At 70.6% G+C, this 22,887-nt stretch carries 22 protein-coding genes and 3 tRNA genes; 18 read left to right on the top strand and 7 right to left on the bottom strand.

Annotated elements, in window-relative coordinates; genetic code table 11:
• Nucleotides 1-7: 7 nt before the first annotated feature.
• From ftsH to tilS, 3 genes are all read right to left on the bottom strand, one after another.
• Nucleotides 8-2,011, bottom strand: coding sequence for an ATP-dependent zinc metalloprotease FtsH (gene ftsH, locus AYL44_RS12425; protein WP_064003608.1), 2,004 nt, complete (start codon nt 2,009-2,011; stop codon nt 8-10).
• A gap of 69 nt (nt 2,012-2,080) precedes the next feature.
• On the bottom strand, nt 2,081-2,632 hold the full coding sequence (gene hpt, locus AYL44_RS12420) for a hypoxanthine phosphoribosyltransferase (RefSeq protein WP_064003607.1): 552 nt from the start codon (nt 2,630-2,632) through the stop codon (nt 2,081-2,083).
• Between the two features lie 9 nt (nt 2,633-2,641).
• Nucleotides 2,642-3,670, bottom strand: coding sequence for a tRNA lysidine(34) synthetase TilS (tilS, locus tag AYL44_RS12415; RefSeq protein ID WP_064003606.1), 1,029 nt, complete (start codon nt 3,668-3,670; stop codon nt 2,642-2,644).
• 266 nt (nt 3,671-3,936) lie between these two features.
• Here tilS and AYL44_RS12410 point away from each other — a divergent pair, with 266 nt between their 5' ends.
• Nucleotides 3,937-4,470, top strand: a complete 534-nt coding sequence (locus AYL44_RS12410; RefSeq protein WP_064003605.1) for an inorganic diphosphatase — start codon at nt 3,937-3,939, stop codon at nt 4,468-4,470.
• Nucleotides 4,471-4,535: 65 nt separating this feature from the next.
• On the opposite strand, the gene AYL44_RS12405 is transcribed toward AYL44_RS12410, so the two are convergent.
• On the bottom strand, nt 4,536-5,993 hold the full coding sequence (locus AYL44_RS12405; protein WP_064003604.1) for a M23 family metallopeptidase: 1,458 nt from the start codon (nt 5,991-5,993) through the stop codon (nt 4,536-4,538).
• A 210-nt stretch (nt 5,994-6,203) separates the two neighbouring features.
• On the opposite strand from AYL44_RS12405, the gene AYL44_RS12400 reads away from it, so the two are divergent.
• The 4 genes from AYL44_RS12400 (at nt 6,204) to AYL44_RS14620 (ending at nt 6,782) form a co-directional block, all read left to right on the top strand.
• Nucleotides 6,204-6,276: transfer RNA gene (locus AYL44_RS12400), tRNA-Glu, on the top strand.
• A 21-nt stretch (nt 6,277-6,297) separates the two neighbouring features.
• Nucleotides 6,298-6,371 (top strand) — tRNA-Asp (locus AYL44_RS12395).
• A 69-nt stretch (nt 6,372-6,440) separates the two neighbouring features.
• Nucleotides 6,441-6,513, top strand: a tRNA-Phe gene (locus tag AYL44_RS12390).
• Between the two features lie 110 nt (nt 6,514-6,623).
• Nucleotides 6,624-6,782: a hypothetical protein gene (locus AYL44_RS14620; protein ID WP_157532676.1), complete on the top strand. Its 159-nt coding sequence runs from the start codon at nt 6,624-6,626 to the stop codon at nt 6,780-6,782.
• Here the strand turns inward: AYL44_RS14620 and AYL44_RS12385 are convergent, their stop codons facing one another.
• Nucleotides 6,783-7,538, bottom strand: a complete 756-nt coding sequence (locus AYL44_RS12385) for an MBL fold metallo-hydrolase (protein WP_064003603.1) — start codon at nt 7,536-7,538, stop codon at nt 6,783-6,785. It abuts the gene before it with no gap.
• 42 nt (nt 7,539-7,580) lie between these two features.
• Here AYL44_RS12385 and AYL44_RS12380 point away from each other — a divergent pair, with 42 nt between their 5' ends.
• Nucleotides 7,581-8,177 carry a class I SAM-dependent methyltransferase gene (locus AYL44_RS12380; RefSeq protein ID WP_064003602.1) on the top strand — a complete coding sequence of 199 codons (597 nt, stop codon included), beginning with the start codon at nt 7,581-7,583 and terminating at the stop codon, nt 8,175-8,177.
• A gap of 3 nt (nt 8,178-8,180) precedes the next feature.
• Here the strand turns inward: AYL44_RS12380 and AYL44_RS14860 are convergent, their stop codons facing one another.
• Complete coding sequence (locus tag AYL44_RS14860) at nt 8,181-8,315, bottom strand: hypothetical protein (protein ID WP_269454693.1); 135 nt, start codon at nt 8,313-8,315, stop codon at nt 8,181-8,183.
• A gap of 55 nt (nt 8,316-8,370) precedes the next feature.
• Here AYL44_RS14860 and AYL44_RS12375 point away from each other — a divergent pair, with 55 nt between their 5' ends.
• The 6 genes from AYL44_RS12375 (at nt 8,371) to AYL44_RS12350 (ending at nt 14,159) form a co-directional block, all read left to right on the top strand.
• Nucleotides 8,371-9,123 (top strand): DeoR/GlpR family DNA-binding transcription regulator, encoded by a 753-nt coding sequence (locus tag AYL44_RS12375; RefSeq protein ID WP_064003601.1) that lies wholly within the window; start codon nt 8,371-8,373, stop codon nt 9,121-9,123.
• Between the two features lie 61 nt (nt 9,124-9,184).
• Nucleotides 9,185-11,227 (top strand): bifunctional rhamnulose-1-phosphate aldolase/short-chain dehydrogenase, encoded by a 2,043-nt coding sequence (locus AYL44_RS12370; protein WP_064003600.1) that lies wholly within the window; start codon nt 9,185-9,187, stop codon nt 11,225-11,227.
• Nucleotides 11,228-11,269: 42 nt separating this feature from the next.
• Complete coding sequence (locus AYL44_RS12365) at nt 11,270-12,514, top strand: alpha-hydroxy acid oxidase (RefSeq protein WP_064003599.1); 1,245 nt, start codon at nt 11,270-11,272, stop codon at nt 12,512-12,514.
• Between the two features lie 22 nt (nt 12,515-12,536).
• Nucleotides 12,537-12,944 carry an NAD(+)--rifampin ADP-ribosyltransferase gene (arr, locus tag AYL44_RS12360; RefSeq protein WP_064003598.1) on the top strand — a complete coding sequence of 136 codons (408 nt, stop codon included), beginning with the start codon at nt 12,537-12,539 and terminating at the stop codon, nt 12,942-12,944.
• The gene (locus AYL44_RS12355) at nt 12,944-13,273 is read left to right on the top strand and encodes a hypothetical protein (protein WP_064003597.1); all 330 of its coding nucleotides are present in this window, start codon (nt 12,944-12,946) and stop codon (nt 13,271-13,273) included. Before arr ends, AYL44_RS12355 begins: the two co-directional genes overlap by 1 nt.
• 37 nt (nt 13,274-13,310) lie before the next feature.
• Complete coding sequence (locus tag AYL44_RS12350; protein ID WP_064003596.1) at nt 13,311-14,159, top strand: NAD-dependent epimerase/dehydratase family protein; 849 nt, start codon at nt 13,311-13,313, stop codon at nt 14,157-14,159.
• A 4-nt stretch (nt 14,160-14,163) separates the two neighbouring features.
• On the opposite strand, the gene AYL44_RS12345 is transcribed toward AYL44_RS12350, so the two are convergent.
• On the bottom strand, nt 14,164-15,012 hold the full coding sequence (locus AYL44_RS12345; RefSeq protein ID WP_231872802.1) for a hypothetical protein: 849 nt from the start codon (nt 15,010-15,012) through the stop codon (nt 14,164-14,166).
• A gap of 262 nt (nt 15,013-15,274) precedes the next feature.
• Between AYL44_RS12345 and AYL44_RS12340 the strand changes: the two genes are divergently transcribed.
• The 6 genes from AYL44_RS12340 to AYL44_RS12315 all read left to right on the top strand — a co-directional run bounded on the left by AYL44_RS12340 (nt 15,275) and on the right by AYL44_RS12315 (nt 22,851).
• The gene (locus tag AYL44_RS12340; RefSeq protein WP_064003595.1) at nt 15,275-16,408 is read left to right on the top strand and encodes a glycosyltransferase; all 1,134 of its coding nucleotides are present in this window, start codon (nt 15,275-15,277) and stop codon (nt 16,406-16,408) included.
• Complete coding sequence (locus AYL44_RS12335) at nt 16,408-16,668, top strand: glutaredoxin family protein (protein ID WP_064003594.1); 261 nt, start codon at nt 16,408-16,410, stop codon at nt 16,666-16,668. Before AYL44_RS12340 ends, AYL44_RS12335 begins: the two co-directional genes overlap by 1 nt.
• Nucleotides 16,669-16,687: 19 nt before the next feature.
• Nucleotides 16,688-18,382 (top strand): aldehyde dehydrogenase family protein, encoded by a 1,695-nt coding sequence (locus AYL44_RS12330; RefSeq protein ID WP_064003593.1) that lies wholly within the window; start codon nt 16,688-16,690, stop codon nt 18,380-18,382.
• A gap of 271 nt (nt 18,383-18,653) precedes the next feature.
• A complete protein-coding gene (locus AYL44_RS12325; RefSeq protein ID WP_064003592.1) occupies nt 18,654-20,180 on the top strand; it encodes a sugar transferase in 1,527 nt (508 codons plus the stop codon).
• A complete protein-coding gene (locus tag AYL44_RS12320; protein ID WP_064003591.1) occupies nt 20,180-21,421 on the top strand; it encodes a DUF1972 domain-containing protein in 1,242 nt (413 codons plus the stop codon). Before AYL44_RS12325 ends, AYL44_RS12320 begins: the two co-directional genes overlap by 1 nt.
• Nucleotides 21,418-22,851, top strand: a complete 1,434-nt coding sequence (locus AYL44_RS12315; RefSeq protein WP_082886205.1) for a lipopolysaccharide biosynthesis protein — start codon at nt 21,418-21,420, stop codon at nt 22,849-22,851. The genes AYL44_RS12320 and AYL44_RS12315 overlap by 4 nt, the downstream gene beginning before the upstream one ends.
• Nucleotides 22,852-22,887 lie beyond the last annotated feature (36 nt).

Raw genomic sequence — 22,887 nt, 5'->3', positions numbered from 1 at the left:
GGCCGCCTCAGGCCGTCGCGGGTCGAGCCTGCCCCGTCGCGTGGCGCGCGGGAGAGGTCTCGGCGGCCGGCTGCGCGGCCTCGGTGTTCGCCGCGACCGGCGCCTCGGCGCGGCGCGGGACTTCGACGGGAGGCAACGTCGAGACGGGACGCTCGCTGCTCGAGAGCCACTGCGGGCGCGGCGGGAGCTTCTTGACGTCCTTGAAGATCTCGGCGAGCTCGAGGTGGTCGAGGGTCTCCTTCTCGAGCAGGGCGAGGGCGAGCCGGTCGAGGATCTCGCGATTCTCGTTGATGACCTGGTACGCCTCGTTGTGCGCCTGCTCGATGAGTCCGCGCACCTGGGCGTCGACGCGCTCGGCGATCCGCTCGCTGAAGTCGCGGCCGTGGCCCATGTCGCGGCCCATGAAGACCTCACCCGAAGACGAGCCGAGCTTGACCGGTCCGACGTCGGTGGTCATGCCGTACTCGGTGACCATCTTGCGGGCGATGCCGGTGGCCTTCTCGATGTCGTTCGAGGCACCGGTGGTCGGGTCGTGGAAGACGATCTCCTCGGCGACACGTCCGCCCATCGCGTAGGTGAGCTGGTCCTGCAGCTCGTTGCGGGTCACGGAGTACTTGTCGTCGAGTGGCAGCACCATCGTGTAGCCGAGCGCCTTGCCGCGGGGCAGGATCGTGACCTTCGTGACGGGGTCGGTGTTGTTCATCGCGGCGGCGGCGAGGGCGTGGCCGCCCTCGTGGTAGGCCGTGATGAGCTTCTCCTTGTCCTTCATGACACGGGTGCGGCGCTGCGGACCGGCGATCACGCGGTCGATGGCCTCGTCGAGCGCGCGCATGTCGATGAGCTGCGCGTTCGAGCGGGCCGTCAGCAGGGCCGCCTCGTTGAGGACGTTGGCGAGGTCGGCACCCGTGAAGCCGGGGGTCTTGCGCGCGATGACGGCGAGGTCGACCGAGGGCGAGAGCGGCTTGCCGCGACCGTGGACCTCGAGGATCTTCTGGCGCCCCTTCAGGTCGGGGGCGTCGACGCCGATCTGGCGGTCGAAACGGCCCGGACGCAGCAGCGCTGGGTCGAGGATGTCGGGACGGTTCGTCGCGGCGATGACGAGCACCGAGACCTTCGGGTCGAAGCCGTCCATCTCGACGAGCATCTGGTTGAGCGTCTGCTCGCGCTCGTCGTGACCGCCGCCCATGCCGGCGCCGCGGTGGCGGCCGACGGCGTCGATCTCGTCGATGAAGATGATGGCGGGCGCGTTCTCCTTCGCCTCCTTGAAGAGGTCGCGGACGCGGCTCGCACCGACACCCACGAACATCTCGACGAAGTCCGAACCCGAGATGGAGTAGAACGGCACCCCGGCCTCGCCGGCGACGGCGCGCGCGAGGAGGGTCTTACCCGTTCCGGGAGGGCCGTACAGCAGCACGCCCTTCGGGATCCGCGCACCGACGGCCTGGAACTTGGCGGGGTCGCGCAGGAAGTCCTTGATCTCCTGCATCTCCTCGATCGCCTCGTCGGACCCGGCGACGTCGGCGAAGGTGACCGTCGGGGTCTCCTTCGTCACGAGCTTGGCGCGCGACTTGCCGAACTGCATGACCTTGCTGCCGCCGCCCTGGGCGCTCGAGAGCAGCCACCAGAAGAGCAGACCGAGGATGAGGATGGGGAGGAGGATCGAGATGAGGCTGCCGAACCAGCTCGTCTGCGGCACGACGTCGTTGTAGCCGTCCTTCGGAGCGGCCGAGTCCACCGCCTGCACGACCGCGTCGGCGCGCTCGGCCACGTAGTAGAACTGCACGTTCGTCGCGCCCTCGAACGGTTCGCTGAGGGTGAGGTCGACCCGCTGGTCACCGTCGGTGAGGGTCGCCTGCGTCACGGTGTCGCCGCCGAGGAGCTTCAGGCCCTCCTGCGTCGTGATGCTCCGGGCACCCGTCAGGTTGGTGATGAGGGTCATCCCGACGATCAAGAGCACGCCGATGAGAACCACGTAGACGAACGGGTTGCGGGAGAGCTTCTTGACGTTCATGGTGCGTTCAGGCTACCCCCGCAGGGCTATGCGGGGTCTGTGCGTTCGTTTTCGGCGTACCGCGCGGAATCAGGCGTAGACGTGGGGTGCGAGGACCGCCACGTCGCGGAGGTTGCGGTACTTCTCCGCGAAGTCGAGTCCGTAGCCGACGACGAACTCCACCGGGATGTCGAAGCCGACGTAGCGGCAGTCGATCTCGACCTTGGCGGCCTCGGGCTTGCGCAGCAGCGCGAGCACTTCGATCGACGCCGCGCCGCGCGACGCGAAGTTCTCGAGCAGCCAGCTGAGGGTGAGGCCCGAGTCGATGATGTCCTCGACGATCAGGACGTGCTTGCCCGAGATGTCGGTGTCGAGGTCCTTCCGGATCTGCACGACACCGCTGGACTTCGTGCTGGCGCCGTACGACGAGACCGCCATCCAGTCCATCTCGATCGGGCGCTTGAGCGAGCGCGCGAAGTCGGCCATGACCATGACCGCGCCCTTCAGCACCCCGACGAGCAGCAGATCCTTGCCCTCGTAGTCGGCCTCCACCTGCCGCGCGAGCTGTTCGAGTTTGGCCTGGATCTCCTCCTCGGTGACGAGGACATCGGTGAGCTGGTCGGCGATCTCGGCTGCGCGCATTGCAGAAGTCTAAAGTTCGCGATCGGATGCCGGGAACCGGGCGCCCGTCCCGGCCTCGGCTCCCGTGAACTCGATCATCGCGCCGACGCGGCGGGCGCGGCATCCGGGCAGGTCGATGGGACCCTGCCCCGCCCAGTCCGTCACCAGCCGCGCCACCTCGAGGGTCTGCGTGCGCGTCAGCGAGGCGTGGAACTCGCTCGCGACGACGTGCCGGATGATGCGGTGGCGCAACGCCGGCGGGTTGGCGGCGAGCGCGGCGACCGAGACGGCGATGCCGGCCTCGGCGTGCTCGACGATGTCCTCGATGGTCTCGTCGATCATCTCGTCGAAGGCCTCGGCGTCCTCCCGCAGCTGCGCCGCCGTCCTGGCGAGCGCCTCGGCGATACCCGGGCCGAGCTCGGCCTCGAGCACGGGCAGCACCCGCTCGCGGACGCGCACGCGGGTGTAGCGCGCGTCTTCGTTGTGGGGGTCGTCCCAGGGCTCGAGGCCCTGCGCGGCGCAGGCGGCCCGCGTCGTCGCGCGGCGCACCTCGAGCAGGGGCCGCAGCAGCGGCACGCCGTCGAGATCGGATGTCGCCGCCATCCCCTGCAGGCTGCCCGCCCCCGATCCGCGCGCGAGCCCCAGGAGGACGGTCTCGGCCTGGTCGTCGAGGGTGTGGGCCACCAGCACCGCGGCGGCGCGGGCGTCGCGCGCGGCATCCCGGAGCACGCGGTACCGCGCATCGCGTGCGGCGGCCTCGGGTCCGCCGTCGGCACCGACCTCGACGCGCACGACGACCGGGTCGAGGTCGAGGCGTGCGGCCGCGCGCGCGGCGCGGGCGGCGACCTCGGCCGAGTCGGCCTGCAGACCGTGGTCGACGGTGACCGAGGCGGCCCGCAGTCCGAGCTTGGGTGCCTCGAAGCCGACGGCCGCGGCCAGAGCCAGCGAATCGGCCCCGCCCGACAGCCCGACGATGACGACGGCGCCCTCCGGAAGCCCGGTCAGGGCGGCGCGGACGGCGCGGCGGACCTCGGCGACAGCGGGGTTCAGGGACGGCACGGCTCCACGCTATCCGGCCCAGTGTGCCGTACTCAGTCTGCGGCGCCGAGGCCTGTCGGGGCTCGCGCGTGATTCCGCGCCGGGCGGGCGCCCGCCACGGGCGTGGAGACTGAAGACGGTGCGCGGCGGCGTGCCGAATGCAGGTGAAACCGCGGCGACAGGGGCCGAAGGCGGCTGTTCGCGGCGCTTCTTCCGGAGTTCGGCACACGCAGCGGCGCCAGTAGGCTGGTCGGCGCATCCCACCGGACATTCAAAGGAGCACAGGCATGGGCGCGTACGACGCCGTCATCGAGATCCCGCGCGGCAGCCGCGTGAAGTACGAGGTCGACCACGGCACGGGCCGCGTCTTCCTCGACCGCGTTCTGTTCACCCCCATGGGGTACCCCGCGAACTACGGCTTCTTCGAGAACACGCTCGGCGAGGACGGCGACCCGCTCGACGTGCTGGTCCTGCTCGACCGCGAGATCTACCCGGGCGTGCTGGCCAAGGTCCGCCCCGTCGCCGTCCTGAAGATGAGCGACGAGGCCGGTGGCGACGACAAGGTCGTCGCGGTCCTCGCGAAGGATCCGCGCTGGTCGCACATTCAGGACGTCGACGACATCGACGAGTGGACCAAGGGCGAGATCGGCCACTTCTTCGAGCGCTACAAGGACCTCGAGCCGGGCAAGTGGGTCAAGGTCGACGAGTGGGCGAACGCCGCCGAGGCCGAGCGCCTGGTCGGCGAGGCGTTCGAGCGCTTCGAGCAGCACGAGGGCGAGACCCGCACGCAGGGTGAGGGCGAGTCGCCGAACACGCTCTGACGTGACACGAAGAGGGTCGGATGCCGCGCGGCATCCGACCCTCTGTCGTCTCCGGGCGAGCGGCGTCAGACGCTGATGCCGCGGGCGCGCAGGAAGGGCGCCGGGTCGATGCGGACGCCTCCGCGGTAAACCTCGAAGTGCAGGTGGCAGCCGGTGGAGGCGCCGGTGCTGCCGATGTAGGCGATCGTCTGACCGGCGCGGACGCGGTCGCCGTAGCCGACGTTGTAGCCGCCGTTGATGATGTGCGCGTACCCGGTGACGGTGCCGTCGCTGTGGCGGACCTGGATGTAGTTGCCCCAGGCTCCGCTGTAGCCGGCGAAGACGACGGTGCCGGATGCCGCGGCGTAGATCGGCGAGCCGCAGGAGCTGGCGAAGTCGATGCCGCGGTGGCCGCTGGCCGTGCAGCCGCCGGAACCGCAGATGCTGCCGCGCGTGCCGAACCAGGAGCTGATCCAGCCGTGGGCGGGACGCACCCACCCGGACGACTGGACGACGCCGCCACCCCCGCCGCCCCCGCTGGAACCGCCACTGCTGGAACCGCCGCCACCGCCGCCGCTCGAACCGCCGCCACCCTGGTTGTTCTTGGCCTCTTCTTCGCGGCGGCGCTTCTCTTCCGCGATGCGGCGGGCTTCCTCTTCGCGAGCCTTGCGGGCGGCCTCTTCACGCGCCTTGCGGGCGGCCTCTTCGCGCGCCTTGCGGGCGGCTTCGACGCCGGCCTTGTACCCGGCCACGGTCTTGGCCGTGGTGTCGCGGAGGGCGTCGAGCTGCGCTTCGAGGACTTCGCGGTGTTCGTTCTGGGCGGCGAGGGCGGCCTGCGCGGCTTGCGCGGCATCCTGCGCAGCCTGCATCTTCTGCTCGGCCTCGACCTTGCGCTTGTCGCGCTCGTCGCGTGCGACCTGGGCCTGGGCGGCGAGGCTCTTCGCGCTGTCGCGAGCGCCGACGGCCTCGGCGTAGACATCGCGGTTGGCGTCGACGAGGCGGTCCATGGTGCCGAGGCGTCCGAGCAGGTCGTCGGCGCTGGCGGACGAGTCGGAGAAGAAGAGCTCGAGGGTCGCGTCGCCCTTGCCGGAGCGGTACTGCTGTGCGGCGAGGACGCCGAGCTTCGCAGCGGACTCCTTGGCGCGGGCCTCTTCGGCGTCGGCCTTGGCCTGCAGCGCGTCGGCACGGGCAGCGGCGTCCTCGAACGCGATGAGGGCGTCCTGGTACTCGACGCCGAGGCGCTCGGCTTCGGCCTGCTTGGCGGCGACGTCGTTCTCGAGCGACGAGATGAGGTTCTGGATGCGGGTGATCTCAGAGCCCTTGGCGGCTTCGTTGTTGCGGGCCTTCTCGACGTCGTCCCAGCTGGGGTACGAGGTGGCGGCGAAGGCGGGAAGGGCGAAGCCCAGACCGGTGGATGCCGCGGCCACACCGAGGATGCCGAGTCCCAGGGCGTTGCGCCGACTGATGCGAGAGAACGATCGCATCTCGTCGGCGGTGGGCGCGCAGCCGCAATCGACGTCCGACGCCTCGGAAAGATCGGTCACTGCACACACCCTTCCCTCGGCCAGATGGCGTGCTGATCCGCCCATCACAGTAGCAACACTGTTCACATTCGTCACAGGGAAAGTGCGGACGGGCACCGACATCGTGCCTCGGCAGGAGACCTGGGAGAAGGCGGCGCGCCCTCGATTCGCACATTCGTCGGGGATCGCATATGCTTGACCCTCGGTAAGCGTGAGCCCCCGGGTTCGCTCGGCCCCATCGTTTAGCGGCCTAGGACGCCGCCCTTTCACGGCGGTAGCACGGGTTCGAATCCCGTTGGGGTCACTCCCACAATTTAATAAGCATGGCCCTGTAGCGCAGTTGGTTAGCGTGCCGCCCTGTCACGGCGGAGGTCGCGGGTTCAAGTCCCGTCAGGGTCGCTCCGAGCGACGAGCCCTTTGTTTTCAGAGGGCTCTTCGTCTAGGACATGGCACCTTCGGATGCCATGCGGCTCTGTAGCTCAGTTGGTAGAGCGCACGACTGAAAATCGTGAGGTCACGGGATCGACGCCCGTCGGAGCCACACGGACCGTCGTTACAACGGTCCCAGAAACCCTCGCCTAGCTTCTACATGGCGGGGGTTTTGCCTTTCCGACAGTGGACATCGGCCCCGCGCTTCGTGATGGTGGACGGATGGATCCGCTCACTGCCGCCGTGCTCGCCGTGACCTTGCTCGCCGTCTGGAGTTACGTCACGTATCTGGCGGTGCGTCGGGGCGTGCGTGATGGTCTGCTCGACCGCGAGCGCGACGCCGCCACCAACGCCGCGAACAGCAATCGCGCACAGCGCTGATCAGACGCTGAGCGTCTGCCCGTCCTCCGGGATATCGACGAACTCCACGATCCCGTGCGCCTCCGCTGTCGCGCGCACATCGGCGCGGGTGACGGTGCAGTGATCGAGCGCCTCCATGTGAACCGCGACGATGCGGGCATCGGGAGCGAGACGGTTCACGCGCACGACGTCCTCGGCTCCCATGAGGATCGGGTCCAGCCCCGGGAGCACGGCTTCGCCCGTGTTGAGGACGACGACATCCGGCCGGTGGGCGGCGAGCGCCTGCTCCACTGCGGGGTGGTAGACGGTGTCGCCGGCGATGTAGAGCGTCTGCTCGTCGGGGTGGGCGATGACCACACCCATCACCTCGCCGAGACGCGGGGCCGCGGCGAGCGTCGCGTCGGAGCCGTGCTGCCCGCCGGTGCGCGTGAACGTCGCGCCCTGCATCGTCGTCGGCTCGTCCAGGACGGTCACCCGCGTGAAGCCGGCGTCGGCGATCTTGGCGGCGTCCTCGTCGTGCTGGACGAGTACGGGAACGTCACGCGGCAGGAGCGCGGCGGCCGCGGCATCCCAGTGATCGGAATGCGTGTGCGTCACGACCACGATGTCGGGATCGAGCAGATCGGCGAGCGGGACGACGAGGTCGACCAGCGGGTTGCGGCGCTCGCTGGCGAATCCGGGCTGCGACCCCTTCGCCCCCAGCATCGGATCGACGAGGACGCGGATGCCGCCGACCTCGAGCAGCAGCGTGGCGTTTCGCACCTGGGTGATCTTCACCTCGGGATCGTCTCACGTGGGCGGCCTCGATAGCCTCGCAGGGTGACCCGCACGACTGCCGCGTACTCCCGCCGGGCGGCGGAGTACGTGGACGCGCTCGGGTCCATGAGCGCGATGCACGACGCGGATCGCCACCTCATCGAGACGTGGGGAGCCGCGGCATCCGGTCGGCTCATCGACGCGGGCTGCGGGCCGGGCCACTGGACGCAACACCTCGCGGAGCGGGGCGCCGACATCCGCGGGATCGACCTGGTGCCGGAGTTCATCGACCACGCTCGTGCGACCCACCCGGGCATCCAGTTCGACGTCGAGAGCATCGAGTCGATCGATGAAGCGGATGCCGCGATCGGCGGCGTGCTGGCATGGTTCTCGACGATCCACCACGAGCCGTCCGACATCGGGGTGCCGCTGGCTGAATTCGCGCGAGTGCTGCGGCCGGGCGGGACGCTGCTGCTCGGCTACTTCGACGCAGACGAGACGGAGGCGTTCGACCACGCCATCACGCGTGCCTACCGCTGGCGCGCGGGCGACCTGCAGCAGGTGCTGGAATCCGCCGGGTTCGACGTCGTCGAGACCCACCGCCGCGCCGGGCGCGGCACGCGACCCGTCGGGGCGATCATCGCCGAGCGCCGGAGCTGACCCTCACCGCGGCTCGGTCACCCGCACGAGCCCGCAGTTCAGGCACGAGCACGCGACGGTGAAGCGCTCGTCGTCGAGGATCTCGAAGCGCAGCGGGTCGCCGCAGGTGGGGCACATCACCGCCGGGCGCTCGCTCACGTATCGAGCCTAAACACGCCGCAGCCCACCGGGGCGGCCCGGCTACCCTGAGCGCATGCCGCAGTTGCTCAGCGCCGAACGACGGTCGCTCCTCCTCGAGATGCTCGCCGAATCCGGCAGCGTCCGACTCGAGCCGGCCGCCGAGGCGCTCGGCGTCTCTGCGATGACCGTCCGCCGCGATCTCGACGACCTCGTCCGCGAGGGTCTCGCGCGACGCGTCCGCGGCGGCGCGGTCGCCGCCATCGTGCCGCAGGACTTCACCGCCCGGATCGCCGCGCGCGGCGGCGCTAAGGCCGAGATCGCCCGCAAGGCGCACGACCTGCTCCCCCACGGCGGCGCCGCGGCGATGGATGCCTCCTCCACCGTCGGCGCGCTCATCTCCACCCTCGACGACGGCGACGAGCTCCTCGTCGTCACCAACTCCTACGACAACCTCCGCGCAGCCCAGGGGCGACCCGGCGTCGACGCGATCCTCCTCGGCGGACGCCTCGAACCGCGCACCGGCAGCTTCGTCGGCGCACAGGCGTGCGAGAGCGCCGCCCGCTTCCACTACGACCGTTTCTTCACGAGCGCCGCCGCCCTCGACCCGTCCTTCGGCACCAGCGAGACGACCCTCGAGGAAGCCGAGGTCAAGCGCGTCCTCTCGGCGAACGCCGACGAGACCGTCGTGCTCGCCGACTCGTCCAAGCTCGAACGCCTCGCCGTCGCGCGCGCCCTCGAATGGAGCGACGTCGACCTGCTCGTCACCGAGCTCGACCCTGCCGACGATCGGCTGTCGCCGTTCCGGGATCTGGTCGACATCCGCTGACTCTGTTAGATTGTGAAAGGTTTCACAACATCTTTCACGTCTGAGCCTCGCAGGAGAGTCGATGTCTTCCACGCCCACGGCCGCCGCCGAACTCATCGCGCGCAGCAACCGCCTCGGATCCGACCCCAAAGTCACCAACTACGCCGGCGGCAACACCTCCGCCAAGGGCACCGACACCGACCCCGTCACCGGCGAGCCCGTCGAGCTCCTCTGGGTCAAGGGCTCCGGCGGCGACCTCGGCACCCTGAAGCCCGAGGGACTCGCCGTCCTCCGCCTCGACCGCATGCGCGCGCTCGTCGACGTCTACCCCGGCGTTGAACGCGAAGACGAGATGGTCGCCGCGTTCGACTACTGCCTCCACGGCAAGGGCGGCGCCGCCCCCTCGATCGACACCGCCATGCACGGACTGGTGGATGCCGCCCACGTCGACCACCTGCATCCCGACGCCGGCATCGCCATCGCGACCGCCGCCGACGGCGAGAAGCTCACCCGCGAGATCTTCGGCGAGAAGGTCGCGTGGGTCCCGTGGCGCCGCCCCGGCTTCCAGCTCGGTCTCGACATCGCCGCCATCAAGGCCGAGAACCCCAACGCGATCGGGTGCATCCTCGGCGGCCACGGCATCACCGCCTGGGGCGACACGTCCGAGGAGTCCGAGCGCAACAGCCTCTGGATCATCGAGACGGCCCAGGCCTACATCGACGCCCACGGCGCCCCGCAGCCCTTCGGCGGCATCCGCTCCGGCTTCGAGGCCCTGCCCGACGCCGAGCGCCGCGCGAAGGCCGCGGCCCTCGCGCCCACCATCCGCGGGCTCGCCTCGACCGACAAGCCCATGGTCGGTCACTTCACCGACAGCGACGTCGTGCTCGACTTCCTCGCCTCCGAGAAGGCCCCGGCTCTCGCGGAGCTCGGCACGAGCTGCCCCGACCACTTCCTGCGCACGAAGGTCAAGCCGCTCATCCTCGACCTGCCGGCATCCGCGTCCGTCGAGGACGCGATCGCGCGGCTTCGCGAACTGCACGAGGCGTACCGCGCCGACTACCAGGCGTACTACGACGCCCACGCGACGGCGGACTCCCCCGCCATCCGCGGAGCCGACCCGCTCATCGTCCTCGTCCCGGGCGTCGGCATGTTCAGCTACGGCGCGAACAAGCAGACCGCCCGCGTCGCCGGCGAGTTCTACGTCAACGCCATCAACGTCATGCGCGGCGCCGAAGCCCTCTCGACCTACTCCCCCATCTCCGACGCGGAGAAGTTCCGCATCGAGTACTGGGCCCTCGAAGAGGCGAAGCTGCAGCGGATGCCGAAGCCCAAGACCCATCAGGGGCGCATCGCGTTCGTGACCGGCGCGGCATCCGGCATCGGCAAGGCGATCGCGACGCGCCTCGCCGCCGAGGGCGCGTGCGTCGTCGTCGCCGACCTCGACCTCGAGAAGGCGCAGGCCGCCGCCGCCGAGCTCGGCGGCACGGACGTCGCCATCGGCGTCGCCGCGAACGTGGCGGATGCCGCGGGGGTGCAGGCCGCGATCGACGCGACCGTCCTCGCCTTCGGCGGCATCGACCTCATCGTGAACAACGCCGGATTGTCGCTGTCGAAGCCGCTGCTCGAGACCACCGAGAAGGACTGGGATCTGCAGCACGACGTCATGGCGAAGGGCTCGTTCCTCGTCGCGAAGGCGGCGGCGAAGGCGCTCATCGAGCAGAAGATGGGCGGCGACGTCATCTACATCTCGTCGAAGAACTCGGTCTTCGCCGGTCCGAACAACATCGCGTACTCGGCGACGAAGGCCGACCAGGCCCACCAGGTGCGCCTGCTGGCCGTCGAGCTCGGCGAGCACGGCGTGCGCGTGAACGGCATCAACCCCGACGGCGTCGTGCGCGGCTCGGGCATCTTCGCCGCCGGCTGGGGCGCCAACCGCGCCGCGACCTACGGCGTCAAGGAAGAGGACCTCGGCCAGTTCTACGCCAACCGCACGATCCTCAAGCGCGAGGTCGTCCCCGAGAACGTCGCCGACGCCGTCTACGTCCTCACCGGCCCCGAGCTCTCGCGCACGACCGGCCTGCACATCCCCGTGGACTCCGGCGTCGCCGCCGCGTTCCTGCGTTAAACACGGCCCGCGGTCGAATCACTCCAGAGGAAGATGGTCCCCATGGTGCAGCGTCAATTCCCGAAGCCCGTCGAGCTGCTCGAGCTCATGCAGTTCAAGAAGCCCGAGCTCAACGGCACGAAGCGCCGACTGGATGCCGCGTACACGATCGCCGACCTGCGGAAGATCGCGAAGCGCCGCACTCCCAAGGCCGCGTTCGACTACACCGACGGCGCCGCGGAGGGCGAGACCTCGCTCGCGCGGGCACGGCAGGCGTTCGAGGACGTCGAGTTCCACCCCGACGTGCTGCGCCCGGCGGAGAACGTCGACACTTCCGTCGAGATCCTCGGCGGACCGTCGGCGCTCCCCTTCGGCATCGCCCCAACCGGTTTCACCCGCCTCATGCAGACCGAGGGCGAGGTCGCGGGCGCGGGAGCGGCGGGGGCCGCCGGCATCCCGTTCACCCTCTCGACCCTCGGGACCACCTCGATCGAGGGCGTGAAGGCCGCCAACCCGCACGGGCGCAACTGGTTCCAGCTGTACGTCATGCGCGACCGCGAGATCTCGTACGGACTCGCGAAACGCGCCGCCGAGGCCGGTTTCGACACCCTGCAGTTCACCGTCGACACCCCCGTCGCCGGGGCGCGCCTGCGCGACAAGCGCAACGGCTTCTCGATCCCGCCGCAGCTCACCCTCGGGACGATCGTCAACGCGATCCCGCGGCCGTGGTGGTGGATCGACTTCCTCACGACCCCCAAGCTCGAGTTCGCGTCGCTGTCGGCGACGGGCGGCACGGTCGGCGACCTGCTCAACGCCGCGATGGACCCGACGATCAGCTACGAGGACCTGAAGGTCATCCGCGAGATCTGGCCCGGCAAGATCGTCATCAAGGGCGTCCAGAACGTCGAGGATTCGAAGCGCCTCATCGACCACGGCGTCGACGGCATCATCTTGTCGAACCACGGCGGGCGCCAGCTCGACCGGGCACCCATCCCCTTCCACCTGCTGCCCACCGTCGTGCGCGAGGTCGGTAAGGACGCGACGGTCATGGTCGACACCGGCATCATGAACGGCGCCGACATCGTCGCCGCGATGGCGCTCGGCGCGAAGTTCACCCTCATCGGCCGCGCCTACCTGTACGGCCTCATGGCGGGCGGCCGGGCGGGCGTCGACAAGACGATCGAGATCCTCCGCAGCGAGATCGAGCGCACCATGAAGCTCCTCGGCGTCGCCTCGATCGCCGAGCTCGAGCCGCGGCACGTGACCCAGCTCACCCGCCTCGCGCCGATGCCCCGTACCGACGCCTGAGCCTGCGCGCTAGCCTGGCGCGGTGAGCGCAGCGCACGAGACGGGACCCTTCTTCCACGGCACGAAGGCCGACCTGCGGATCGGTGATCTGCTGGTCGCGGGGCGACGCTCGAACTACCGGCCGTCGATCGTGATGAACCACATCTACTTCACGGCGCAGCGCGACGGCGCGGGCCTCGCGGCCGAGCTCGCCGCCGGCGACGGCGAGCCGCGCGTCTACATCGTCGAGCCGACCGGGCCGTTCGAGGACGACCCGAACGTCACCGACAAGAAGTTCCCCGGCAACCCGACCCGCTCGTACCGGAGCACCGAACCGCTGCGCATCGTCGGTGAGATCACCGACTTTCCGCGCCTGACGCCCGACGCCCTCGCGGACTGGAAGCGCCGGATCGCCGCGATCGAGGAGTCCGGCGGCGAGATCATCAACTGATGACCGGCGTCATCCGCTTCTGTCGCAGCCGCAACGACGGCCGCCGGTGCACGCGGCCGCTCGACCACCCCGGCCTGCACCGGCACCGCACGATCATGTGGACGGATGCCGCGGCCGATCCCGCCGGCTGCCCCGGCTCCGGCGAACCCGGCGAGCCCGCCGCAGCGCTCCCGGACGGCTGGCCCCATGGGCGCGCCCTGTGCCCGGTCTGCCATCGCTTCGTCCCCCTCGGGGACGGCAGGCTCACCCCGCACGAGACGTCGGATCCGCACGAGACGGATGCCGAGACCGCCCACCGCCGGGAGTGGCTCAACACCCACGGCTGGTGACGGCCCCCGTGCCCTGAGCGCGTGTCATGCTGGCGGGATGCGCATCGCCGTCACAGGGTCCTCCGGCAAGCTCGGCACGGTCGTCGTCCGCGAACTCCGGGCCGCCGGTCACGAGGTCATCGGCTTCGACGTCCACGGCCGGCGCGGACCCGGCTTCGTCCAGGTCGACCTGACCGACTACGGCCAGGTCATCGACGCGCTGACCGGGGTCGGCGACCAGCACGACGGCATCGAGGCGCTCGTGCACCTCGCGGCGATCCCGGCCCCCGGCATCCGCTCGGACGTCGCGACCTTCCACAACAACATCGCGAGCACGTTCAACGTGTTCTGGGCGGCGCTGCGGATCGGCATCACGAAGATCGTCTACGCCTCGAGCGAGACCGTGCAGGGGCTGCCGTTCGACGTCCCGCCGCCCTACATCCCGGTCGACGAGGACTACCCCGCGCGGCCCGAGTCGGTGTACTCGCTCGTGAAGCACCTCGAGGAGCAGACGGCGATCCAGCTGACGCGCTGGTACCCGGCGGCATCCATCACCGCCCTGCGGTTCTCGAACGTGATGGTGCCGGAGGACTACGCGGAATTCCCTTCCTTCGACGCCGACGCCCGCGGCCGCAAGTGGAACCTGTGGAGCTACATCGACGCGCGCGACGGTGCGCAGGCGGTCGCGCGGGCCCTCGAGGTCGCGCCCGCCGGGTTCGACCACTTCCTCATCGCCGCCGCCGACACCGTCATGAGCCGCCCGAACGACGAGCTGGTCGCCGAGGTGTTCCCGGATGCCGAGACGCGCGGCGACCTCGGCACGCACGATTCGCTGTTCTCGACCGCGAAGGCGCAGCGCCTGCTCGGCTACCGGCCGCAGCACTCCTGGCGCGACCACGTGAGCTGAGAGGTCAGCCGCCGAACTCGGCGTAGACCGCGATCTCGCTGTGGTTCCACGCGCAGGTCTCCGCGATCGGCCGGTGCACCTCCCAGAACTCCTGCACCTCCGTCATCCCACCCGGGATCGGCGAGCGCTCCGCGAGAACGTCGCGCATGGCGGCGAACCCGTCGGCGAGCGACGTGTCCGACGCGTCGGCGAGCGCGGCCGCCGACCGTGCCGCGGCATCCACCCGTGTGTTCCATTCGTCGGCTCCGAACGCCGCGTAGAAGCCGTAGCCGTCGTCGGCGTTCGAGACCTGGCTGTACACCTGCGAGTATGCCTCGCACTCCTCGACCAGGTCGGCGTCCTGCACGAACGGCTCGGAGGAGTAGGTGACGGAGAGGGTCCACCCGACCTCCGGCCCGATCGACAGCCACAGCATCCCCGACGATCCGTACGTCCAGGGCCAGGCCAGGGTGCGGGAACCGTCGCACTCGCCCGACAGCTGCGCCTGCCCGAGCATCATCGCGTCGCCCAGCTCGGCGACGAAGTGCGACGGGGCGTCGCAGGAGAGGTCGATGAGCACGGAACGCGCGGCCGCGGGCACGGCCAGCGGCACCCGCTCCTCGGTCCGAGGGCCGACGCCCGACACGGTCTGCTCGCCGACGACCGGCCCGTCGGCGGGGATCACCACGGGGGTCGCCACCGGGGTCGGGTCGGGGCTCGCCTCCGGAGTCGGCCCGCTCGCCACCTCCGCGACACTCCGGGCCTCCGTCGCGGTCGCGACGCACCCCGTCGTCAGGACCAGCGCCGCGACGGCGAGGACGAGACCGCTCCGCACCCGGCGCGCTCGGGTGTCAGCGGCATCCCCCCAGATCATCCCCCTTGTCTAGCAGAGGGGTCAGATCGTGCGCAGCCGCGAGGCCCGGACGATCTGGATGACGCCGAGCAGGATGAGCGAGACGCCCATCCACAGCCAGGCCGAGGGCGATGCGGCCCACACGCGCCCACGAGCCCGCCGTGCGCGACGGCACCCGCCCCCAGCCCTCACAGGAGGTTCGCCGGGGACATCCTCAGTCCCGCCCGGGCAGGCGCCATTAGGCTGAGACGTCCCGTGCCCGCCGAGCATCGCGAGCCCCGCCATGGATCTGTCGATCATCGTTCCGACCTTCAACGAGGGTCCGAACGTCGTCGAGCTGCTGCGGCGCATCGGTGACACGCTCGACGGCCGCGTCTTCGAGGTCGTCTTCGTCGACGACTCGACCGACGACACGGCCGACATCATCGCGGCGGCGGCCCGCGCGTCGCCCTTCCCCGTCCGCCTGATCCACCGCGAGCAGCCGGTCGCCGGTCTCGGGGGCGCCGTCGTCGCCGGGTTCCAGGCGGCGAGCTCGCGCTGGTGCCTCGTCATGGACGGCGACCTGCAGCATCCCCCCGAGGACATCCCCCGCCTCATCAAGCGCGCCGAACGCGGCGACGTGGATGTCGTCGTCGCTTCGCGGTACGCGTCGGGCGGCACCTCGAAGGGACTCGCCGACGCGACCCGCACCGCCGTCTCGCGCGCCTCGACCGCGCTGACGAAGGCGATGTTCCCGCGCAAGCTCGCGAACTGCACCGACCCGATGACGGGGTTCTTCCTGCTCGACACGCACGCCGTCGACGTCGACGCCCTGCGCCCGCGCGGCTTCAAGATCCTGCTCGAGGTGCTCGCCCGTCGTCAGCTGCGCGTCGACGAGGTGCCCTTCGACTTCGCGCAGCGCCACGCCGGCACCTCGAAGGCGACGTTCACGCAGGGCGTCCGCTTCCTCACCCAGCTCGCGATGCTGCGCTTCGGCCGAATGTCGGCGTTCGCGCTCGTCGGCGGGTTCGGGGCCATTGCGAACCTCGTGATCATGTGGGGCCTCATCCGCCTCGGGATGGACTACGTCCCCGCCGCCGTCGTGGCGAGCGTCGTGACGATCATCACGAACTTCCTGCTGCTCGAGTACCTCGTCTTCGCCGACATGCGCTCCGAATCGGGCCGCATGCTCACCCGGTTCCTGAAGTCGTTCAGCTTCAACGGGCTCGAGGCGATCGTCCGCATCCCGGTGCTGTCGATCCTCGTCGAGGGAGCGCACATCCCGGCGGTCCTCGCCGCGGCCCTCACCCTCGTCGCCGCCTTCGTGCTGCGCTTCGTCTTCCACGCCCTCGTCGTCTACGCCCCCCGCAGATCCGGGCGCCGCGCGGCGCAACCCGACGCCGCGCCCACGGCGGTGGGCGGGCGTACGCTGGAGTGATGACCGACACGTCCGCTCAGATCACGATGTTCGGCGCCGACTGGTGCCGCGACTGCCGCCGCACGAAGGCGCAGCTCGACAGCCTCGGAGTCGACTACCGCTACATCGACCTCGAAGCCGAGCCCGACGCCGCCGATGTGGCCCGCGAGATCTCCGGTCGCACCAACATCCCCGTCGTGGTCTACCCCGACGCGACGCACCACGTCGAGCCGAGCAACGACGACGTCGCCGCGAAGCTCCGCGAACTCTCGCTCATCTGAGCCGACCCGCGCCGCGACGATGACGACGACGTCACCGGCCACGCCCCGGGACCTCTCCCCCGACGCCGACACCCGCGCCGCCCTCGACGCGGCGCTCGCGCGCCTGCGCACCGGCTCCGCGGACTGGCGCGCGCTCCCCGCGGCCGCCCGGCGCGACCTGCTCCGCGAGGTCCGCGCGGCCGTCGGCGCGGTCGCGGCGGAGTGGGCGCGCGTCGCCGCCGAGAGCAAGGGCCTCGACCCGCGGCATCCGCTCGCTGGCGAGGAATGGCTTGCCGGTCCCTACGCGGCGCTCGTCGCGCTCGACGCGTACGCCGCCAGCCTGGACGCCCTCGCGCGCGGACGCAGCCCGCTCGCCGGCGTCCGCCTCGGCACCGGCCCCGGCGGACGCACCGTCGTGCACTCCTCGCCCCTGAACGCCTCGGACCGCCTGCTGCTGTCGGGGTACACCGCCGAGGTGTGGCTGCAGCCCGGCGTCACCCCGCACGAGGCGAGGGATGCCGCGGGCCTCGCGTCGCGGCATCCGCACCGCGCCGGCGGCGTCGGCCTCGTCCTCGGGGCCGGGAACGTCACCTCGATCCCGTTCCTCGACGTGTTGTACGAGTTGCTGGCCGAGGGGCGCGTCGCGCTCCTGAAGGTGAACCCCACGCAGGACGCGCTCGTGCCCGTGTTCGAGCGCGCCTTCGCACCGCTGATCCGCGCGGGCCTCGTCGCCGTGGCGAGCGGCGGCGGCGACGTCGGGGCGTACCTCACGCGGCATCCCGGGATCGACCACGTCCACATCACCGGATCCGAGACCACCTTCCGCGCCATCGTCGGAACGGGCGAGGACCGGCTGCGGGTGCCGATCACCGCCGAGCTCGGCGGGGTGTCGCCGATCATCGTCGTGCCGGGGCGCTGGTCGAAGGCCGACCTGCGGTTCCAGGCGGAGCACGTCGCGACGATGCGGCTGCACAACAGCGGGCACAACTGCATCGCCGGGCAGGTCGTGCTGCTCAGCCGCGACTGGGACCAGCGCGAGGAGTTCGTGCGCGAGCTGCACCGGGCCTTCGGGCGGACGCCGCAGCGTCCCGTCTGGTACCCGAACGCCGCCGACCGACTGCAGCGCGTGAGGGACGTGTACCCGGATGCCGCGTGGTTCGCCGGCGACACCCGCGCCATCGCGGCGGGCGGCGGCGAGATCGAGACGACGGAGTACTTCGCGCCCGTGCTCGGCGTCATCGACCTCCCGGGCACCGGGGCCGCGTTCCTCGACGCGGCGATCGCCCACGCGAACGACCGGCTCACCGGCACCCTCGGCGCCAACGTCCTCATCGACCCGGCGACTTTGCGGGATCTCGGCCCCGGCTTCGAGGACGCCCTCGCGCGCCTGCGCCACGGCACCGTGGCCGTCAACGCGTGGACCGCCTTCGGATTCCTGACCCCGACCGCCACCTGGGGTGCCTACCCGGGCGGCACGATCGACGACGCGCCCAGCGGGATCGGAGTCGTGCACAACGCGCTGCTGCTCGACGGGGTCGAGCGGACGGTCGTCCGCGGACCGTTCCGGCCCTTCCCGCGCTCGCTCGGACGAGGCCGGTTCTCGGCCCTGCCGAAACCGCCGTGGTTCGTCACCTCGCGCACCGGACGGGCCGTGTCGGAGGGGTTCGCGCGGTTCCGCATGGACGGCCGGGTCGGGCCGCTGCTCCTCACCCTCGTGCGGGCGTTCGGCGCCTGACCCCCGGCCGCGTCACCGGGTACGGCGGGCGGTGACGGCGGGGCGGATGAACATCGACTGACGCCGGGTTTACGAATCGCACTCGCACGCTCGCCCGGTGCGCGCTACAGTTGCCTCCGAGTGGATCGCGCGGCCGGGGGGTCGCGCGGAGGTCTTTGGGGGACCGCGAAGCTCGCTTGGGGAACATGCAGCCGCCTTGGGGGCGGATGCAGTGACGCACATTGCTTGGGGGCATGATGCGGCAGCTGACCGATGTGTATGGGGACGTTCGGTGACCGCGGTCGACGGCATCGCACCGGGTCTCACGCTGCCCGGGCTCGCCCCGAAGACGGCGTCGCGCACCGCGACGACTGAGGCGCCTCGCGCCTCGGCGGCGCTCGTCGGCCGCCTGCAGTGGGAGCGACGGTTCCGCACGCGGCTCCGCGTGAACGACGCCGTCGTCGTGGCGGTGTCCTGCACCTTCGCGACCATCGTCTCGGTCACCGCCGCTGCGCCCGGCGACATCGCCGTCCGCAGCCGGGTCCTCATCGCCGTCGCGACCGCGATGATCTGGCTCATCTCGCTCGGGCTCTTCAACACCCGGTCGACGACGGTCGTCGGGACCGGACCCACGGAGTACGCGCGCGTCGCCCATGCAACCGGGCTCGCGTTCGGGCTGCTCGCGATCGTCTTCGTGATGTTCGAATGGCACGGCATCCGTGCGCAGCTGTTCACTGCGCTGCCGCTCGGCACCCTGGCGCTCCTCGCCTCGCGGTGGGCATGGCGGCGATGGCTCATCAGCCAGCGCGCCGAAGGCCGGTACGCCTCGCGCACCGTCGTCGTCGGCTCGCGGGACGACGTGGAATACGCGATCCGCTCGCTCGGACCGGCCGGTCAGCTGGGATACCTCGTCGTCGGCGTGGCCCTGCTCGACGACGACAGCGACTCGCTCACCGTCGACGACGTCGTGTACCCGGTCACGCGCGGCGATGACGCCGTCCTGCGTGCCGCTGCGATCCACGAGAGCGACACGATCGTGGTCGCGAGCCAGCCCGCCGGCGACCCGGCGTACGTGAAGCGGCTCGCGTGGGCGCTCGAGGGCACCGCGGCCGAGCTCGTGATCTCGAGCCGCCTGACCGACGTCGCCGGGCCGCGCATGTCGTTGCGCCCCGTCGAGGGGATGCCGCTCATCCACGTCAAGCTCCCGAGCTTCGAGGGTGCCGCCTTCTACGTGAAGCGGGCGCTCGACATCCTCGCGTCGCTCGCCGCCCTCGTCCTGTTCGCGCCGATCGCGCTCGTGATCGCGATCGCGATCACGGCCGACGACGGCGGTCCCGTCTTCTTCCGCCAGGCGCGCGTCGGCCGCGATGGACGCGAGTTCGCGATGCTGAAGTTCCGGACGATGCGAGTGGATGCCGAGGCCGAACTCGCGGCGCTCCTCGCCCACAACGAGGGGTCGGGGCCCCTCTTCAAGCTCCGGCGCGATCCGCGCGTGACGAGGGTCGGCCGGTTCCTGCGGTCGTTCTCGCTCGACGAGGTTCCGCAGTTCTGGAACGTGCTGCGCGGCGACATGAGTGTCGTCGGTCCGCGCCCGCCGCTGCCGTCCGAGGTCATCGCCTACGACGGCACCGTGTCGCGCCGTCTCTACATCAAGCCGGGCATCACCGGCCCCTGGCAGGTCGGCGGACGCAGCGATCTCTCCTGGGAGGAGAGCGTCCGGCTCGATCTCCGCTACGTCGAGAACTGGACCGTCATGACGGACCTGGTCCTGATGTGGCGGACCGCCAAGGTCATGGTCACCACCGAGGGAGCGTACTGATGGTCATCGAAATCCCGCGGCGGCTCGACAGCGAGCCGGTCCGCCTCGCCCAGGACGAGCGGCCCCGCGCTACGCGGACGCTCGAGATCGCGATGATCGGCACCCGCGGGGTCCCGGCCTCGTACGGCGGCTTCGAGACGGCGGTCGAGGAGATCGGTCGTCGGCTCGTCGAGCGCGGACACGGTGTCACGGTGTACACGCGGGGCTCCGAGAGCCGAGCCCGCGAGTACCTCGGCATGAAGGTCGTCCACCTGCCGGCCCTCCAGGTGAAGCAGCTCGAAACGCTGAGCCACACCGGGCTCTCGACCGTGCACGCCGTGTTCGGCCGCCGACCGGATGCCGCCTTCGTCTTCAACGCCGCGAACTCGCCGTTCCTGCCGGTACTCCGCGCCCGCGGCATCCCGACCGCCCTGCACATGGACGGCCTGGAATGGAAGCGGTCGAAGTGGGGCCGACGCGGCAAGGCGTACTACCGCTGGGCGGAGGAGTTCGGCGTCCGCACCGCCGACGCGCTCATCGCCGACGCCCCCGGCATCCGCGACTACTACGACCGCGAGTTCGGCGTGCCGACCGAGCTCATCCGCTACGGCGCCCCGATCCTCGAGGACGCCCCGGCCGACGGCATCCGCTCCCTCGGCCTGGCACCGGGCGGATACCACCTCGTGGTCGCCCGGTTCGAGCCCGAGAATCACGTGCTCGAGATCGTCGAGGGATACCGCGCCAGCTCGGCCACGATGCCACTGGTCGTCGTCGGCTCGGCCCCGTACGCCGCCGAGTACACGGAGCGGATCCGAGCCGCGGCAGGCGATGATCCTCGCATCCGCTTCCTCGGCGGGGTGTACGACCAGGATTTGCTCGATGCCTTGTACTTCCACGCGCTCACGTACGTGCACGGGCACTCCGTCGGCGGCACGAATCCCTCACTCCTGCGGGCGATGGGTGCCGGCACCGCGGTCCTGGCGTACGACGTCGGCTTCAACCACGAGACGCTGGCCGAGCACGGGCTGTTCTTCGCGGATGCCGCCGAAGCCGGCCGGCACTTCGCGACCCTCGAGGGCGACCCCGCCGACGCCACCGTGATGGGGCGGATCGTCCGCGAGCGCGCCCGCGAGGCGTTCCGCTGGGACGACATCGCGACCGACTACGAGGACCTCGCCGTCCGACTCGCCCGCGGCGAGTCGATGCACCTGCTCGGGCGTCGTGCGCGACGGCACGCGAGCGACACGGTGACCGGCGGATGACGGCGCCCGACACGACCCGAGATCCCGAGTCCCCCGCGATCGACGTCGTCGCGGCGGACATCGACGCAGGCATCGAACGGCGACTCGCGACAAAACGCGGAATGCTCACGTCGGTCGGCGGCAGCGCGATCGCCCGACTGATGGTGATGCCGGTGAGTGCGTTCCTCGGCATCGTCGTCACGCGGCTCATCCTCGACAACTACGGCGAGGCGACGTACGCCCAGTACACGCTCCTCGTCGGCATCGCCGCGCTCCTGCCGTTCACGGACCTCGGGCTGTCGGCCGCGATCCTGAACGCCGCTTCCGCCGCCAGAAACCCCCGGACCGATCCGGTGCTCCGCGGCGTCCTGGTCTCCTGCATGCGCCTGCTCGTGTGCTGCGCGATCGTGCTCCTCACGGTCGCGGTCGGGATCTATGCGCTCGGCTACTGGGACGTACTACTCGGCGACGGGTTGAGCCTCGGATCCGGCGCCCTCGCCGCGACGCTCTGCCTCGCGATCTTCGCGCTCAATCTGCTCATCTCCTTCGCGCAGCGCATCTTGATCGCGCTCGGCCTGAACACGCTCGTCGTCCTCCTCGGCGCATTGCAGACGCCGGTCGTTCTCGTCGTGCTCTGGCTGACGATCTCGGCCGGCGCCGACGGCGGGTACATCGCCGTCGCGTCGTACGCGAGCACGTTCCTGATCAGCGCCATCGCCTTCGTCATCGCGGTGCGTCGCATCTCCCCCACGATCGGTGTCGCCGTTCGAGAAAGTCTGAATCCCCGCGTACGCGGCGAGCGCGTCTTCAATGTCGCGTGGCCTCTGCTCGTCCAGATGATCGCGCTCCCCCTCGCCATGTCCTCCGACCGGCTCGTGCTGAGCCACCTGGGTTCCCTCGACGACCTGACCGAGTACAGCCTGGCGATGCAGATGTTCACGCCCGCGCTGGGAGTCCTCGCCACCGCCGGCATGTCCCTGTGGCCCGTCTTCGCCCGTGCACGCTCAGCGGGCACAGCCACGCCGTTCTCGCCGCACGCCATGGCGGGAATGTTCGCAGCGCTCGCGATGGGCGGCGGCGCGGTGATCTTCATGTTCTCGGGATGGCTGGCGGACCTCGCATCAGGCGGTCGGATTGAACTCGGCTGGCCCATCCTCGTGGCCGGCGGTGTCTTCATCATCGTCCAGGCGATCAAACAGCCCTACGGCATGGCTCTCACGGACCCCCGGGGGCTCACCTTCCAAGCAGCATGCGCGGTCGTGCTGTTGCCGGTGAACCTCGGCCTCACGATCGGTCTCACGCCGACTCTCGGCGCCCCGGGCCCGCTCATCGGCTCGATCGTCGCCGTCGTCACGTGCCAGCTCGTACCCAACGTCCTTCTCGTCCGGTATCGCTCCCGCCGGGCTGCACTCGCGGACGAGATCCCCGAGTCAGGAGCCCATCATCAGTGACGTGTCGGCCGATGAGAGATCGGCACGCTCGACGAC

It is taken from the genome of Microbacterium oleivorans, assembly GCF_001644225.1.
GTDB lineage: Bacteria > Actinomycetota > Actinomycetes > Actinomycetales > Microbacteriaceae > Microbacterium > Microbacterium gawkjiense.
The sequence above is the reverse complement of the archived record's forward strand: the minus strand, read 5'-3'. Positions and strand labels throughout refer to the sequence as shown.

Excerpts from the sequence above, each read along its gene's own strand:
- AYL44_RS12370 (WP_064003600.1), top strand. The coding sequence starts at position 9,185 with ATGTCTTCCACGCCCACGGCCGCCGCCGAACTCATCGCGCGCAGCAAC.
- AYL44_RS12355 (WP_064003597.1), top strand. The coding sequence starts at position 12,944 with ATGACCGGCGTCATCCGCTTCTGTCGCAGCCGCAACGACGGCCGCCGG.
- AYL44_RS12320 (WP_064003591.1), top strand. The coding sequence starts at position 20,180 with ATGGTCATCGAAATCCCGCGGCGGCTCGACAGCGAGCCGGTCCGCCTC.
- AYL44_RS12410 (WP_064003605.1), top strand. The coding sequence starts at position 3,937 with ATGGGCGCGTACGACGCCGTCATCGAGATCCCGCGCGGCAGCCGCGTG.
- ftsH (WP_064003608.1), bottom strand. The coding sequence starts at position 2,011 with ATGAACGTCAAGAAGCTCTCCCGCAACCCGTTCGTCTACGTGGTTCTC.
- AYL44_RS12345 (WP_231872802.1), bottom strand. The coding sequence starts at position 15,012 with ATGATCTGGGGGGATGCCGCTGACACCCGAGCGCGCCGGGTGCGGAGC.
- AYL44_RS12350 (WP_064003596.1), top strand. The coding sequence starts at position 13,311 with ATGCGCATCGCCGTCACAGGGTCCTCCGGCAAGCTCGGCACGGTCGTC.
- AYL44_RS12365 (WP_064003599.1), top strand. The coding sequence starts at position 11,270 with ATGGTGCAGCGTCAATTCCCGAAGCCCGTCGAGCTGCTCGAGCTCATG.
- AYL44_RS12315 (WP_082886205.1), top strand. The coding sequence starts at position 21,418 with ATGACGGCGCCCGACACGACCCGAGATCCCGAGTCCCCCGCGATCGAC.
- AYL44_RS12340 (WP_064003595.1), top strand. The coding sequence starts at position 15,275 with ATGGATCTGTCGATCATCGTTCCGACCTTCAACGAGGGTCCGAACGTC.
- hpt (WP_064003607.1), bottom strand. The coding sequence starts at position 2,632 with ATGCGCGCAGCCGAGATCGCCGACCAGCTCACCGATGTCCTCGTCACC.
- AYL44_RS12375 (WP_064003601.1), top strand. The coding sequence starts at position 8,371 with ATGCCGCAGTTGCTCAGCGCCGAACGACGGTCGCTCCTCCTCGAGATG.
- AYL44_RS14620 (WP_157532676.1), top strand. The coding sequence starts at position 6,624 with ATGGATCCGCTCACTGCCGCCGTGCTCGCCGTGACCTTGCTCGCCGTC.
- AYL44_RS12330 (WP_064003593.1), top strand. The coding sequence starts at position 16,688 with ATGACGACGACGTCACCGGCCACGCCCCGGGACCTCTCCCCCGACGCC.
- AYL44_RS12335 (WP_064003594.1), top strand. The coding sequence starts at position 16,408 with ATGACCGACACGTCCGCTCAGATCACGATGTTCGGCGCCGACTGGTGC.